The sequence below is a fragment of the Sphingobacterium athyrii genome (assembly GCF_003071065.1).
Lineage (GTDB): Bacteria > Bacteroidota > Bacteroidia > Sphingobacteriales > Sphingobacteriaceae > Sphingobacterium > Sphingobacterium athyrii.
In genome coordinates, this window is the sequence record NZ_QCXX01000005.1 from 413567 (window position 1) to 429734 (window position 16168).

The 16168-nt window shown below is 33.8% G+C and carries 14 protein-coding genes and 1 tRNA gene; 6 read left to right on the forward strand and 9 right to left on the reverse strand.

Annotation, left to right across the window (positions count from 1 at the left end; all coding sequences use genetic code 11):
- Positions 1-89: 89 nt before the first annotated feature.
- From DCO56_RS19690 to DCO56_RS19715, 5 genes are all read left to right on the forward strand, one after another.
- Complete coding sequence (locus DCO56_RS19690) at positions 90-827, forward strand: peptidase associated/transthyretin-like domain-containing protein (RefSeq protein ID WP_108635452.1); 738 nt, start codon at positions 90-92, stop codon at positions 825-827.
- A 297-nt stretch (positions 828-1124) separates the two neighbouring features.
- Positions 1125-1197, forward strand: a tRNA-Lys gene (locus DCO56_RS19700).
- A 678-nt stretch (positions 1198-1875) separates the two neighbouring features.
- Positions 1876-2541, forward strand: coding sequence for a hypothetical protein (locus DCO56_RS19705; protein WP_108635454.1), 666 nt, complete (start codon positions 1876-1878; stop codon positions 2539-2541).
- Between the two features lie 469 nt (positions 2542-3010).
- Positions 3011-5332, forward strand: coding sequence for an N-6 DNA methylase (locus DCO56_RS19710; RefSeq protein WP_108635455.1), 2322 nt, complete (start codon positions 3011-3013; stop codon positions 5330-5332).
- Between the two features lie 6 nt (positions 5333-5338).
- Complete coding sequence (locus tag DCO56_RS19715) at positions 5339-5965, forward strand: hypothetical protein (RefSeq protein WP_108635456.1); 627 nt, start codon at positions 5339-5341, stop codon at positions 5963-5965.
- Positions 5966-6228: 263 nt separating this feature from the next.
- Here DCO56_RS19715 and DCO56_RS19720 read toward each other — a convergent pair whose 3' ends face one another.
- From DCO56_RS19720 to DCO56_RS19755, 8 genes are all read right to left on the reverse strand, one after another.
- On the reverse strand, positions 6229-6708 hold the full coding sequence (locus tag DCO56_RS19720) for a hypothetical protein (protein WP_146191090.1): 480 nt from the start codon (positions 6706-6708) through the stop codon (positions 6229-6231).
- Positions 6709-6774: 66 nt separating this feature from the next.
- A complete protein-coding gene (locus DCO56_RS19725; RefSeq protein ID WP_108635458.1) occupies positions 6775-7041 on the reverse strand; it encodes a hypothetical protein in 267 nt (88 codons plus the stop codon).
- A 38-nt stretch (positions 7042-7079) separates the two neighbouring features.
- Positions 7080-7907 (reverse strand): hypothetical protein, encoded by an 828-nt coding sequence (locus DCO56_RS19730; RefSeq protein WP_108635459.1) that lies wholly within the window; start codon positions 7905-7907, stop codon positions 7080-7082.
- A 413-nt stretch (positions 7908-8320) separates the two neighbouring features.
- Entirely contained in the window at positions 8321-8788 is a 468-nt protein-coding gene (locus DCO56_RS19735) for a JAB domain-containing protein (RefSeq protein ID WP_108635460.1), read from the reverse strand.
- A gap of 483 nt (positions 8789-9271) precedes the next feature.
- Positions 9272-11065 (reverse strand): hypothetical protein, encoded by a 1794-nt coding sequence (locus DCO56_RS19740; protein ID WP_108635461.1) that lies wholly within the window; start codon positions 11063-11065, stop codon positions 9272-9274.
- 40 nt (positions 11066-11105) lie between these two features.
- Positions 11106-11558 carry a hypothetical protein gene (locus DCO56_RS19745; RefSeq protein WP_146191091.1) on the reverse strand — a complete coding sequence of 151 codons (453 nt, stop codon included), beginning with the start codon at positions 11556-11558 and terminating at the stop codon, positions 11106-11108.
- A gap of 187 nt (positions 11559-11745) precedes the next feature.
- Complete coding sequence (locus DCO56_RS19750; protein ID WP_108635463.1) at positions 11746-12702, reverse strand: hypothetical protein; 957 nt, start codon at positions 12700-12702, stop codon at positions 11746-11748.
- 109 nt (positions 12703-12811) lie between these two features.
- The gene (locus tag DCO56_RS19755; protein ID WP_108635464.1) at positions 12812-13945 is read right to left on the reverse strand and encodes a tyrosine-type recombinase/integrase; all 1134 of its coding nucleotides are present in this window, start codon (positions 13943-13945) and stop codon (positions 12812-12814) included.
- 590 nt (positions 13946-14535) lie between these two features.
- On the opposite strand from DCO56_RS19755, the gene DCO56_RS19760 reads away from it, so the two are divergent.
- Complete coding sequence (locus DCO56_RS19760; protein WP_108635465.1) at positions 14536-15000, forward strand: response regulator; 465 nt, start codon at positions 14536-14538, stop codon at positions 14998-15000.
- Between the two features lie 26 nt (positions 15001-15026).
- Here DCO56_RS19760 and DCO56_RS19765 read toward each other — a convergent pair whose 3' ends face one another.
- Positions 15027-16112: a sensor histidine kinase gene (locus tag DCO56_RS19765; RefSeq protein ID WP_108635507.1), complete on the reverse strand. Its 1086-nt coding sequence runs from the start codon at positions 16110-16112 to the stop codon at positions 15027-15029.
- Positions 16113-16168: the final 56 nt, after the last annotated feature.

Sequence of the window (16168 nt, forward strand, 5' to 3'; positions counted from 1 at the left end):
TCTTTACAACTATTTAAAATTATTTTATTCCGCTCTTGTGAAATTTTGATCTTTTGTGCATCCCTTCTCAAAACATAAAAGGAATAGACATGGAAAAGATCATATTACAAGTAAAAGAATCCTGCATAGCGGATTGGGGCAAAATGACAGCACAGGAACAAGGACGCTTTTGTGGCAAGTGCGAAAAGATAGTCGTTGATTTCTCGCAGATGAGTGATCAGGAAATCGTTGATCAGATCAAAAAATCCAGTAAAGGGCTTTGCGGTCGTTTTTATGAAGATCAGCTGTTACGTGAATTGGATGCCAGTTTTTCCTTTGCAAAAAATCCGGTATGGCTTAATAGGTGGAATGGTATTGCTGCCGGACTGATGCTAATCGGTTCATTGAGCTTACCTGCGGTACAGGCGCAAACCTTCACAACAGGAAAAGTGGCTGTGGTACAGACAAAAGATGTAGCAGCGACCGAATCTGTAGAAAAACTGACTATTCCAAGCCAACCTCTGAAAAGTGAACCTGCATTGTCAAATCAGGATAGCATTAAGGTAAAGATCTCAGGAAAAATTGTATGTGCTTCTGGCGAGGGCAGCATGACGGGGACTGACGTGTCAATTGGAGATTACCATACGAAAGCTGGTGAAAATGGCAGCTTTGAGTTTTGGGTACCACAATCCCTATTTAGTAAAGATCAGGAACTACGTGCACAAATGATCGGGTATAAGACTGTTGTTGTTCGCTTAAAAAAGGGCAACAAGAAAGCTATAAATAAGCCTATTAAGATGGAGGTTAGACCAATGATTATGGGGCTTATTGCTACTTCAGATCGGTAGGGACTAGGCCACATGAAGGTGCTCTATTTTTTGCTTGGCTGTAAGTGAGTAACGGTCGAAGCACCGAGATGACCAGCAGACTTTTTTGACAGTTTATAAGTGCATATATGTCTAATCTGGACTTTGCCGACGAGGTTTTAATTGTTATCGCATGTGATATAATTTTGCGGGACCAATGGGTGAACGTACATTTAAGGCGATCGAAGCCATGGAACAAAAAATGGAAGACAAAGAATAAAAAATCTCCTTTTATACTTGACTTTCTCTCCGCTGAATCTTACATTTGATTTATCGAATGACTTCGTAGCTCAGTTGGTAGAGCAACAGACTCTTAATCTGTGGGTCCTGAGTTCGAGCCTCAGCGGGGTCACTTTCAAAAAAGCCGTTTTACAAATGTAGGATGGCTTTTTTGTGCCCTTATAATGCCTTTAAAGCGATTTTTTGCATTTATGCCATGCCGAGAAGTTATAAAATCTATTAATTACTTCTTTGTTCAAAGATACTAAAAAATGGTCATTTTAGGACCTTTTTGTCTCGCAAAGTGTCTCACTTTGTCTCACTTTTGTCTCGCAAAATAGTGAAAAATCAATATTGAACTTCTTTTGGTATACTTCAAGCTTCAAAATGTATAGACAAATCTATTGTTAGAACAGTAGTTTAAAAAATATTGTTAATTAACCTTGTTTTTTGAGCCTTAAACAGGCTTCTGTTCTCGCAACTGTTCTCGCTAATTTATATGATAAAACCTCCTTTCTTTTTGTATAAAGTTAAGAAGGTTTTTTATTTTTTTTAATTTTAACGAGTAGGGAACCAAATGCTCTCTAATTGAATAAGACAAGAAAGTTGTGAGAACCCAAAATTTTTAAGGGGTATAAAATATAGAAATGAGTTCTCAATAGTCCTCAAAAATAATATGGATGCGTAATCCATCGGGTAATATCCCCTATTCTATTAGAAAGTGTTTCGTCATCTAAATACCCTCTAAGATATTAAGCCAGTTCTTTTGCTCGGGATCCCAGAGTGTTGAGAGATTAGCAAGTATGACTCAATGACCCAGAAAAAATTAATCGCTATATTTATCGTGGTAAGAATTGAAAAAATAAACCTAGTTATGATATCATTTCACGAAATCAACCATCATTGGAATTACTTTTTAGCAATAGAAAAAGATTTAGAAAACTTATCTAGATATATCGAATTTTCTGAAAATAATCTTCAAACATATTCTATTGAGATTGCTCATATTTTATTATCATCTTCCTCGGAAGTAGATGTAATGCTTAAACAGTTTTGTAAGCTGATTGAACCAAGTTCCAACCCCAATAATATTAATGATTACAAGACCATAATATTGTCTTCAGGATCAGATATTGTGAATCAAAAAATTTCGATTAATAGATATGGATTAGAATACAAACCATTTGAAAATTGGATAACTGATGGTGAAAACCCCGTTTGGTGGAAGAGTCATAATAACGTTAAGCATAACCGTAATAAATATTATTATCAGGCTAATTTACAAAATGTTATTAATTCTGTTGGGGCTTTATTACTTGTAAATATTTATTTTTATGAAAAGCAATTCTCAGTAAACGATGGTAAAGAAAGTATTGGACTTTTAGAAACAACAAGTAAATTAAAACCGGAATCTTCATTTATAAAAATCCCTTCTGAATATTATTATAAATACTTAGTTGTAAGGAGCTCGAAATGATTCTTCTGCTCGCCGTCCTGCGAGTTGAACGAAGGTCGTTGAAGAAAAGTGCGAAGCACGATTCAACGATATCTATGAAATAGACGAAGCTTCTTGGCGGTATTTTTGAAAAGAGGATTGTGACCTGGGCTTATCAAAAATAGTGACAAGAGCGAAGCCTGAGAGAACAGCAGGCGAGCCAAACTCTAAAAACGGTTGGATTTTGAATGTGCATGCAATGCTTATTCAAAAGACAAAAGAGTTTTTATGAAGTGGAGGGATTTATAAAACATTAAGTATGACAAACAGCGAAGCTATAAATATGAAATTTTATGAAATAAGGTTTCATATTTATGAAGTTTGGCGTATCTTAATGGCAGAAATTCCGAAACGGAATGCCATTTTACCAATGTTTACAATTTGATAAAATATTATTTTAAACAGTTTTTTTGATAATATACTATCGAAAACAAAATGTTACTTTTGCAGAATGTATGATTTAAAAAACATAGAGACTTGGGAATCAAAGTTTGGATTGCTGCCAATCAAATTAGACCCTCTTATTCAGGAGGATAAGTTTCTGATGTTAAATGGAGGGGTTGGAGATTTTTGTTTGAGAACTTCGTCTTTTGAAAAAGGGAATATTGAGCAAATTTTCCAAGAATCATGGTCAACAAATACAAAAAACTTTTTATTTATTGGTGAAGATTCTATTGAAGTAACCAATTGGTATGATAGCAAGATAGAAAATATTTCTAAAAGCAGAGTTAACTTAAATCTTGAACAATTTTATAAATATTTATCATCCAAATCATATAAAACACAAAATGATGTTGTTCCCTTTATACTAGATATATTCAGACAACTTCGAAATATTACTTTTGAAAAGCAAGATTCTTCTGAAGCGATTAATTTATTATTTCATTTACTAATAAGTTTAGAAGAAGATTACACTCATATTGATACGAAAAAATGGGGAATATCTGAATCAAATTTTCCAGATAAATTTGACTATTTCGTAGGGCTTATAAATCAAGGTGTGAGAAATATTAAGCCCAATCTAGATCTTATATTGAGGCACACTTCTGGAGTCTTATTTCAAGAGGCACATCGTGAAGTGATTTATTTTAATCCTCAGAGAGATTTATTTGGGGGTGTTTCTAGTAGATTAGAAACGAAATTAGATGCATATTCGAGTATCCATTATACACCACAATATATTGCTAGAAGCATCGTTGAAAATGCACTTAAATCATTTGATTTAGAAACTAAAGAAATAAAAATTTTAGACCCTTCATGTGGTTCCTCAGAGTTTTTAATAGAGGTGCTAAAACAACTGAAAAATAAGAATTACAATGGGAAGATCACTGTAAAAGGGTTTGATACCTCAGATAGTGCTATTAGAACATCGAACTTTTTATTGACGTATGAGAACCGTAAACAGTGGAACAATGAAATTGTAGTCGAAATAAAGAAGGTCAAAGATTCTTTGATTGAAGATTGGGGGAAAAATGATATAATATTGATGAATCCTCCATTCGTTTCTTGGGAATTATTGAAGGAGAAAGAGAGTCGCGATAACGTCTTAAATATTTTGGAGGATGTTATTAAGAGAGCTCGACCAAATCAAGCGACAGCTTTTTTTTATAAAGCTTGTTTATCGCTTAATGATGGTGGCATAATTGGGTGTGTTTTACCAACATCTATATTTAACTCGGAGATTTACCAAGAATTAAGAATCAAACTTAACAATGAGTTATCATTTAAGGTTTTAGCAAAGCTTGGAAACTATGTTTTTGAGGATGCTTTAACTGATGTTAGTTTATTTATTGCAACAAAGGCACATTCGATATTATTACCTCAACTGCTATGGACGAGAAATGAAAAGGGTGTAGTTCAGGATGCGTTAAGGGAATTTAGAAAAATGAATTCAAATAATGAACTATCTGTTGATAGTAAGTCTTATAGCATTTATACTCCTTCTCATTTTCCAATTTTGAATAAGAGCTGGAAGATTATCTCCCTGAGGGAGAACGAATTTATAAAGGAGCTTGGTATTTTTAATAAAGCTGAAAAATTATCTCCTATTTCAGAGGTTTTTGATATCAATCAAGGAGCTCTTTTAGGAATAAAAAATGTTTTCAAGATTTCTTCTGATGACTATGAATTATTGCCAAAGCAAGAAAAAAAATATTTTCGCCCCATTTTGACTAATAATTCGATTAGAAACGGAAAAATTTCGGTGTATGAATATGTTTGGTTCCCATATAATAAAAGCGGTTTAATTTTTAAAGATGAAAATGAGCTAGAGGATTTGAGTTTTTTTAAAACAAATCTTTTGCAAAATAAAGAGATACTTGAAAAGAGAGCTGGTATCACTCATTGGTGGGCATTGACGAGACCTAGGAACTGGCAATTTATTAAAGAGCCTAGGTTATTTTCTTCAAGATTCGGAAGTTCAAGTTCATTTGGTTTTGATAAAGAAGGGAACTGTGTAATTGAAGAAGGTAATGCTTTCATTCCAAAAAGAACATTTGATTCTGCCGATTATTATTTTTATTTGGCTTGTTTTAGTAGTAGTGTATTTGACTTATTACTGTCGATATATTCTAAACCGATAATGTCGGGTTATGATCTTGGTAAAATTCAAATCAAAAATATTCCTATTCCGAATATTAATAAAAATTTATTAAAACAAGAACCTGCTTATTTAAAATTAGTTCAACTTGGTGAAGAGTTGCAAAATGGAAATTCTATTGTTAAGCCAGTTATAGATGATATTTTGAGGTCCTATTTCTATCCGAATTTTTAAATATTTATGAGTGATTTTTTAGGAATTGTCGAAGCAATAAATAAAGAATGTAAGGTTTTATTTATTGAAAATTTTAAACTGTTGCCTTCAAAGGGGCATCATAATATTTATGTATATAGAACTTTTGGAAACGCTTCGGCTTTAAATAGATATGATTATGAACCCGTTAAAGTGTTAAGATGGTTTGATAATTTTTGGGTTTATGTTGAGGTCAAATTTATTATTGAAAAATCGAAAATAGTCAATAGAAATATTGAGAATACTCACACAAACATATCATTATCTGTTTATGAAGGACAAGAAGGGGATGATATGAAAATACAACTATTCCGTGCTGAATGGGATGATATGAATAATCCAGAGGAGAAACACTCACAGCCACATTGGCATATAACTTCCAGTCAAGCAATTGAGAAAACATTTGAAGAGTATTCCAGTCATTTTGATGATGGTGATTTCATTTCTTTATTGGAGAAGGAAAAAGATAAAGTTTTTGATGTAAAAAAAATCCATTTTGCAATGAATGGTAACTGGCAAGATAATCAGACCCATGTACACCCGATTAGGAGTGCCGATCAGGTTACGAAATGGCTCAAAGGATTACTTGCCCATATAAGACTAGAACTAGTATAATATTTATATAATCATTATTGAGAAACAGCTTTAAAATTTAAAAAAGTGTTTCCATATTACAGATTAACAATCTTTTAAGTCCAATTAGTATGAATAGAATGGTTAAAGTAAATATTTAACATTGTTGCAAAGAAATCCTAAATAGACCATTATAAAAATTTTAAATCCCACTCACGAAACCCTCCAAGTTTCAAGTGAGTGGGATTTTTAGTTAGATGTAGGACGAGTTATAAAGGTAGATGTAGGACGGTCGAAATCTTCTCTTACCAAAAGCGAAGCCACCTCGGCAGAAAAGAACATTTATTCTTTAATATCTCTTTTTTGACCAAAATCCCTTTTTCAAAGGTTAAATGGATCTCTTTCTTGTACACTGTATCGCAATAATCCTCACTAGTAAGCTTTACACGCTGTATTAATCTTATCTCTCCTGAAAACCATTCAGCAAAAACGTTCTGCTGATTTGGAAACAGATGATTAAGGCTAATACTTTTGGTCTCGTAGCATAATTCAGGGCTGAATTCATTTTTTTCAATTTGATAAATTCTGATCGCTCCAGAAAAATGAGTTAGAAACAACTTATTGTCTGAAATGACCCATAATCCACTATAACCCCTCCAACAATTAGAAGCTATTGGTTGAAATTCAATATTCTGCGTTTGTAAATATTGATCCAATGGTTCGGCATAGAGACCTTGATACCTTTTTCCTTTATAAATGAATTCTTCGGGTTTTTGTGCCGTCATACTTGTTGGTTTAATGCCTCTCGAAATGAGAGGCATTGTCATAATTTATTAAGTAGGGTAAATAAGTTAATCCCATTCATCCTCGGCAGAAATGCGCATTTCTATGAAGATTATTATTAATGCGTCGATTATCCAAAATGCAATTGTGCCTTCTTTATCAAAATTGAAGATACTTACTTGAAATACCCTTGTTATCGAATGAATGAAATCTTGTTCAGCTTTTAAAAGATATAACACAAAGCCGATGACGATTGACAATAGATAAGACGCGATTAGTAAAACGATTGTTATAAAAAATGGGGCCAGCAATTGAGCCATTCCTTTTGAATGCATACTTAAAAGTTTAATATTAGGATGAAGAAGTGTGAGGATTATTCACACTGATAATTATATTTATAGATATCTGAGCTGTTCGGAATAACTTCTATAACGTTTCCACTTTGGTCGGCTTTAGAATCGTAATATCGAGTTTTATTATCGGTATTATTAATAGGAGGAGTCATAGATTCCACCATATTTTTCGATGTAATTCCAAAATAACCCAGTGAATACAGGAGATTTTCACTGTCATCAACAGAAGATGCATTTTCAAATAATTCTAGATATGCTGAGTTATAAAGTGGAGCTTTAAATTTTGTGAAAGTGAATGTTTCTGTAAAAGTTCCTTTCAAGGTCTTTGGCTCATTTAATAATGAGGTTGTTCCCACGATTTTCACCAAATTTCCATTCTCATAAATCAATTCTCGTGTAGTTTTAGTTGGGCCATAGAAATAATTGTCATCCTCAGATGTTATCAATGCTAATTGATTTGATGAATTATAGGAGTAATTGACCTGAGGTTCATTGGTATTGTAGGGATTCTTTCTAAGTGTGTTTATAATTAAACCTTTATTGTTCAATGTGTAAATTACATCGAGATCATCCTCAGAATATTTAATGGTATTGCTTTCATATGTAAATCTGCCAAATTTTATCGTGTTTTTATATTTCTTCTCAATCTTAGAAACTCGATTTTGTGAATCATAATAGAACGTAGATGTCTCCTCATAATAAGTCCCTTGAGGCCCTTCACCTATTAATTGCACAAAAGACAATGTTTTACAATTCTTATTTTGTGGGTGTTCTTCGTCTGTTGGATTATTCTTAGAACAGCTTACAAATACACTGACGATCAGTAATAAAAAAGATATTTTTTTCATAAAATCTAATATGTATAAACCGCTTTGCCCAGAACGGTAGATCTTGATAAAGCGATGGGCATGAAATGTCGCTTATAAAAGTAAATTCATTTGTGAGTTGGGTTTTACGGGAATCCGTACTGTAATGGTCAATTCATTTAGGATGCTGATTTAACATCGATTCATCCCCTATCGATCGGTTAATAATAAAAAAGCGTGGGACGTAACCTAGAGCTGAATTGCTGAGAGAGGTACCTAGGAGAACCCTGCACAAACAAAACAGATAGGCACGTCCCACGCTTATATATAGCGTAGAACGTCACCTTATCCGCTCTTGTTGTGCAATTGAAAATTTCCTAGGTTTTCTCTTTCACAAGAACTTCAAGCTAACGCTTTATTTCTTCAATATTTTAATACAATACAAAGATAAATAATTATTGATTATCAATGTCAAAATATCCTTCATCTTTTAAACTGAGGTATTTGTCAGGCGTTACTATCAGATGGTCGCAGATTTCGATATCTAAGAACTTGCCTGCATCAATTGCTTTCTTTGTGATTGCTCTATCGGCAGAACTTGGTTGTAATTGCTCCGATGGATGATTGTGTGCCAGTATTATTTTAGAAGCAGATGCTTTCAGCGCAATGGAAAAGATAACTTTCATATCCACTGGAACGAAATCCTTGCCTCCTCTTGCTAGGTCTATAATTCCTAGTACCTTGTTCACATTGTTAAGCAAGATAACTTTAAACTCTTCTAAAAAGCTCATAACTGATCTGTCCCAGACCTGCATCAATATTTTGTAGGCTTGTTGTGAATTGGTAATTAATGGACATTCTGAAATTTTAAATTCGGGAACGAACTCGACCCGAATTTCTGAAACATTTAGTAGATTTTTCATGGTTTGATTGTGTTTTTAATAAATGATTTCCAAGTAGGTTGACGTCGGGGGATGATAATTTACACCTGTCGTGCGTAAAACACATATATTAGATTCAATGGCTGTGCATTAACTTCGGATTATTTGCCAAACAGTGCCTTATTCTATTAGAGAGGGGGCGTTTATAAAAGGTAGGTATATAGGTATTTACGAATTAGGTAAAAAACAGATTACTATAATTATTTGATATATAGCGAAATAAAGTGGATGACTTTTCTAGACTAGAAATGCCCTCTAATTGAAAAAGCAATATTTTTCGGTTGGGATCAGGTTATTATATTAACCGCTTTCAAGACACCTGCAAAGCAAAAAACAGGCTCAAAAATTTCATCCTCCGTATGGATTAGAAATTTTTGAAATCCTGTTTTTATATCGATGATTTGAGAACAGTAATTTTCCCCAAAAGCCCCTTTTTAGGGGCCGGGAATTTACTGTTCCGACAGGCTATTTATGTGATAAGATAGTATGCTTCCATATTTTCTTCTCTTTTCTTCTTTCACTTATATCCATAAAGTTTCGAGCTTCTTCGATGGTGGATCTGATTGAGAGGTTATGTTTTTTAATCAAAGTACTAAAAACATTCCTTAATTCTTTACCTTCAAATTTGGATCCAATAGGGAAGGTATTTCTCATTTCCTCTATGAATTCAAAATCACTTCGTTCGGCTTCTATACGCTTCGCTTTGATTAGTTTTTCAACATCCCTTTTTGTGTTGCATCCATCTAATTCTTCCATTAATCCCAATTCAGCAACCTTAATAAGTTCAGAATAGTAGAACCTGTAGGATGAATAGATTTCCGCATGAATTCTCTGGCTTTTACCATCGTCTTTACTCTTTTCATAAGCGGTCATTATCCTTTTAAAATCCCCTATCCTAGACTTATATGTCTTAAATACTTTGCCAGTAACTATGTCATCCGAGCTTACGTAAAAGGGCTGACTGGTATGATTGACTTGAAAATAGTTGATATCGGTATTTATAATCCTTGTTTTTATATACTCATTTACAATGGACTCCTCTTCAGTATAATAGTACTTTGTCCGGTTATGATAAATGAAATTATCATATTTGAAATAGCTCTTTTTCCCGAATTCGTCCAGAAATTCATTGAAAGGGAGAGTTTTTAAAGTGAGTTTTAATACTTCCTTTACAGCCTTATTAGTTGTTGTCCTCTCATACTGAAAAATGGTGTTATAAATTCTTTCTGCACAATTTAGAAACGTCTCAGCGTCATCGATAGATTTACAGTTCAGGTTTTTATCAAAGTTTGTTAAGATGGATACGTTTGTCTGACATGCCCGATTTCTAAATCGTCCAATTATCTGTATCGCATCAGAATGAGGGTCGATCACCGAATGCTCTGCAATATTGAGGTCTGTAATAATATATACGTCGGCATCATAAGCGATATTTATATCAACGGCCGTGAAAAATCGACAGGTAAAGAAGTTGAATTTCTTAAAAGTATTTTCTTCAATTTCAGCGTAGGCTGATACGCTTTCGCTGATACCATCAAGAGCTTTTTCAGAACAATAAATTGCGCTCTCAGATTTGATTTTTAGGAGGTTTATTATTTTCTCCACACCTCTAGTACTATTGAAAAATATGAATTTCTTATTCTGAGAATCTTTCGCAAGGTTATTGAACAACTCATACACATTATTTGTAGTGTATAAATTTATAGGCTTAGCAATATCATAATCTGGTATTATTGATATTTCTTCAAATCCGTTTTCTATAAACCTCGGATCTGATGGTCTGACGGCTGTAGCTGAAATAAAGGACTTTCCCTTGTGATCAAAAAAGTAACCTAAGGGGTTTACAATATCCTCTCTATAATCAATATCTTTCGTTACTTTATCGCATTCGTCAAATAATACAAAGAAATCTTCTAAAATATTGTAAGGGGTCTGGTTAAACCATGTTGCTTGCATTATCTTGATGTATGATTCCGGTGTTACAATTAGCTTTTTGTATTCAATTGAGGTATCGTTGAGATATTGCTCAATCATCTTCACCGAAACGTCCTTATAAATACCCAAAGCCTTGGTGTGTGTACGACACTTTTTTATAATAACAGGAACATTTGGTTCGATGATTATAGAGTGGCGTTTTGCTTTAAGTTCCAATGTAGTTGCACCAATTCCAGTCAGGTTTTTATAAATAATAGTATTCGATGGAATTTCTGGAATAATATCGCCTAAAAATTGATTTTTTGAAATCTTTAGATTTTTCATCTGAATTTAAATTAGGGGGAGGTTTCCCTCCCCTTTTAGATTAAAGTTGTGTTTCGGATTCTTTTTGGTTTTTAATCGCTTTTGCGTTGTTTTTGATGATTTCAAAGTCATTATTTTCTTCATCAGCTGAGGCCTCTGCGATCAATCCTTCAAGATCAACTTCAATTTTATGTGTTGCTAATAAGGCTCTAAATTTATCAAAACCATCAAAGCAGATAACTGTATAGCTGGTTCCGCCACCATTTACAAATCGAAGATTTACGTAGACAAATGTGATTTGATCTTCTTCTGTAGTGTAATCAAATGGAGATAGTTGTATTGGCACTCCATTCTGTAAATCTGAGAATAATTTTTCCAGTTTACGTTTCTCAAATTTTGATAATTTAGAAAGATGCTCTGTAAAAGATACTTTCGTTATAATCCCATTTTTAGGGTTATTTTCAACAAAAAAAGTTTTGTTGTTAATAGATTTTATTTTAAAATCTTTCATCATCTAATCGTGTAAAAATAATATTTTTGTCAACCCAGTTCGTCTCCACATCAACACTTGGCGCCTTATTGTTTTTGTGTTATCCCTTTCGGACAATACAAAGGTGCAAACAACGAAATAGGGGGCAATCTTTTCGTTTTTTAAAGATCACCCCCCATTGAAAATAAGGTTAAAAAAATCTTGAAGGAATTTACATTTTCAGCAAATCTTTTATAAAATCCTCCTTTTCCGAATAATTGCCGGATGGAGGTATGAGCTTGGGTGAATCAATTGGAATCATACCAAAAAAGCGCATAGCAGAAAAGATATATAGATGCTTTTGTTTCATCATTGGGGCGACCTTGGGTCCGGCTTCATCGATTAAAATATCCAAGAATTTCATGAGAGATTTGGCAACAAGACTGCTAAAGATTCTCCTAGCGGATTTATTTTTGCTTATTTTAAATACGCACATCTGTTTATGCAATCTTATAAAATATTCCAATGTGAATTCGAATTCTAGTCCCTCATTAATTGCCACACTTAATATAGAATTGGAAGTGATGAAATTGGTATTATAACGTCCCTTTATTCTATCATCAAATTTTGAATATCTATCATCAATTAATTTATCCAATATTTCTTTTGAACTCGCTGGGTCAACAAGAATATTATCCTGTGAGATTAAGTTGCCTTTTTCGTCCCTGTGTTTGATGGATATTTCACTCCGACTGATATTTTTTCGGATTCGTAACAGTTTTACAAGTTCTTCAACGTCTGCAATCTCCCAGTTAACCAATTCTTGATGATTCATTCCATCACTCTCTTTATTATCCAGTAGCTTGTAATGCAATTCCCACTCATAATCAAGATATGTATTAATGAGACACAGACTTTCAAAGATGAGGGCTAAAATCATCTCTTTATGATATTGATCGAGATTTTCATAATCTTCATTTAAAAGCATTGAAGATAGGTCATAGATCATAGAATAATCGTCATGCCAGAACTTTTTTCCATTTTCGTCGATATATCCCAAAGGATAAGCCATAAAGGCAAAATGTTGGTTATCTGTCCAGTCTTTGGTGTTATAATCATTTTGGTAACACTGTTTTAAACGAAATGGATTAAGTTTAATATCTATATTGAATGGCATTTCTTCTATCATGACCCAAAAATATAAAAGCCATTGGATTTACCCTCGGAATGATAACAGAAAATGAGAACTCATTTTATTAGAGGGGGTATAATTAACAAAATGAATTCTCAAATTCTCATTATAATTCTGGCATCACATGTTTTAATTCATCCGCATTATGAACACCTAATCCACGCAGGTATTTAAGCGTTACAATCATATCAGAATGACCTAACAGTTGTTGGAGTATATGAAGATCTTTGGTTTTCTTATATACATTTATGGCAGCGGTGTGTCTAAAAGAATAAATGGTTTGGTTTTCACTTAATAAACCTAATTCTCTCATTTTCTTTGCCTGCCTAGACCATGCTTTGCTAAAATAATTTTCGTTAAAATAATCTGCGGTTTCTGTAAATAGGTTTTGATTAGGTAAAAGTTTCCTAGCTCTTTCTATTATGGCTTCTTTGACATATTTGGGTATAGGCGTGACCCGAACTCTCCCGCTTTTGTTTTCTTCTCCTGAGAGGTGGATTTCACTAAAATCATTTTTAAAATGTTGTCCCTTTAGCTTACGAACTTCAATATGTGGTCTCAGAAAGCAACCATAACTAAGCAAGCAACATAAGTAAAGATTTTCGTGTGCTTTTTTTAAATAGTTCAATACTAAATGGATTTGTTTTTCATCGTAGGTCTGATGTAAAACACTCTTAGGTTTTCTTCTTTCTGTTTTCTTAATCAGATTAATATTTAAATCATACAAGTTGTTGATTTTGGACAATAAAACTCCTAGATCTCTTCTTTTGTCCATATAATAGGTGTTTGAACTTTGAAATTGATTGAGGAAATTCTGAACCTCTCGCACCTTTAAAGTGGAGATTGGATTATCTAAATTTTCTTCCCCAAGGTAACTGATAAATGCGGAGTGAACTTTTGTCAAGTTCTGTTTATAACGAGTATTTAAATTCGAAATTAATTTTTGATTTAAGGCACTCTGAAATGCTTTTCTTATAGATACCTCTTCTTCAACAAATGTGTGGTTAATTTCAGAGATTGGCGGATAATTTCCAATGTCAATAGCCTTCCTAAATTCATACTCTAATATTTGTAGTTGTTTATCTCTTTCATAAACCGATGTAGCATAATTAGGTTTAATATCTAAGCCTATTTTTAGTCCTGTGTATTCCTTTGTTCTTTTCCCATTTAGGCAAATTGAAATAAATACTCTTTTTTTTAAATCATCTGATCTTTTGATTTTGACTGAATAATCACTCATTGTGTCTCACTTTTGTCTCAGCAAGACGAAAAATGGAAAAAAGCGCTTTTAAACGTGCTCTAGTGGGTATAGCCGGTACACTCTTAATCTGTGGGTCCTGAGTTCGAGCCTCAGCGGGGTCACTTTCAGAAAAGCCTTTTTACGTAAGTAGAACGGCTTTTTTTATGCCTTTAAAGTGGTTTTTTCATTTTTGTCATACCGAGAGTTATAAAATCTATTAATTAATTTGAAACACTTAAATACGACTTCTATTTCATATTTAACCCAATTCTGGCTAAAATTGTACTGATTTGGCGCACTTTTGGCGCATTTTTATCTGTATATTCTAACCACGAGATCCCAATCTAATGCTCTCTAATTGAATAAGACACCAACGTTGTTGAGAACCCAAAATTTTTAAGGGGTATATAATATCAAAAATAAATGAGCTGAAATAACATGGATACGTAGTCCATCGGGGCAATATCCCGTATTCTATTAGAAAGTGTAGGGTTATTTAATTTTTTCTAAAGTAATGAGTAAAGTTTGTTCTTCAAGCTACTTAATTCAGTAAATTTATTCCGTAAATTTGTATCGGAGGCAATAAGTTTATGGAAAACAAGAAGATTTCAATATTGTATGTTGATGATGAGGAGAATAATTTGTTTTCCTTCAAGGCGACATTCCGTTTAAAATATAAGATATTTACCGCCATCAGTGGAGCAGAGGCAATTGATCTCGTTAAAAATAATTCGATTAATATCATTATCACCGATCAACGAATGCCCGAAATGACCGGTGTCGAGTTTTTGGAGAGGATCATTAAGATTGATGCAGCTCCAATGCGTATACTTTTAACGGGGTATACTGATATGGCTGCTGTGGTCGATGCTGTCAATAAAGGAAAGATATTCCATTACCTCAATAAACCTTGGAGCGAAGCAGAACTGGACGAAACGATTCAGCGTGCGTATGAGGTATATCTGGAACGGCAAAAAATAATCGAAACGAATGCGAAACTCGAATCATCCAATGATCAACTCGAGTTTATGTTGCGCCAAAAACTGCTTTCCTAAAACAAAAGCTTTTAGGAAAGGCAGAACTATTTACTCGGTATACTGACTGTAAATGTCGTGCCTGCACCCAGTGGCGATTGCACATCAATGGTCCCTTGCAGCTTTAGTAGCGCGTTTTGTACGTTATACAAGCCAAATCCCATGCCTTTAGCCTGATCACTGCCCCTAAAAAACAGTTTGAAAATATCATGAATGTGTTCGGGAGAAATACCGATACCATTATCGCTCACCACAATCTTCGCCTGCTTGTCAGATACGTCAACAGATAGTTTAACGAATGGCTCCGCCTGGCCCTTACGCTGATATTTGAAGGCGTTGGATAGTAAATTGTGTAAAATCAATTCCAGAATTGCCTTGTCACATTTAAATGGTTCTTTTTGGTTTACATAGATATCAAAGCTTACGTCTTTGTTTTGGGTATACATTTTATAGAACTGTCTTACATTGCCAAAAAGTTCGTCAAAATTAATTTCAGAGAGCATGAGCTCACCTCTCCGCAACAGATAGTAGTCCCTTAGACTATCAATATAGGCATCTAGGCTGACTAATGAACTATCCATCAAGGTAAGTAATTCATGGATGCGGTCTATATTATCAAATTCTAGCCCAAGTTTTACTGCGGAGAGTACCCCTGTTAAAGGATCACGTAAATCATGGCTGACACTATAGGCAAACTTATCCAGCTCATCGTACGCTTTCTGCAGCTCCTGATTCTTTGTCTCTAACAGCGAATTTGCAACATAAAATTTATTTGCTTCTTCAACTGCTGAAATAATCTCTTCCCTCATCCAAGGCTTGCGGACAAAGCGAAAGATATGGCCCTTATTGATCGCGTCAATAACTGTATCCATGTCAGCATACGCAGTCAATAAAATACGGATAGGCTTCGGAAAATCTCTTTTGATACGGTGCAGAAAATCTATTCCCAGTTCTTCGGGCATACGCTGGTCACAAAAGATCACACGGATCTCCGGATTGGCGAGAAGTATTTTCTCGGCTTCAGCTGTGTTTGATGCAGTATGAATGACATAATCGTATCTAAAATTCGCTTTAAAACCAATTAAGTTATTTGCTTCATCATCAATATATAATATTTCAAGCTCCGTCTGCATAATTTGTATAATATGGTTTATTTTCCCAAAATGACCGAAATTAATCATAATTTATC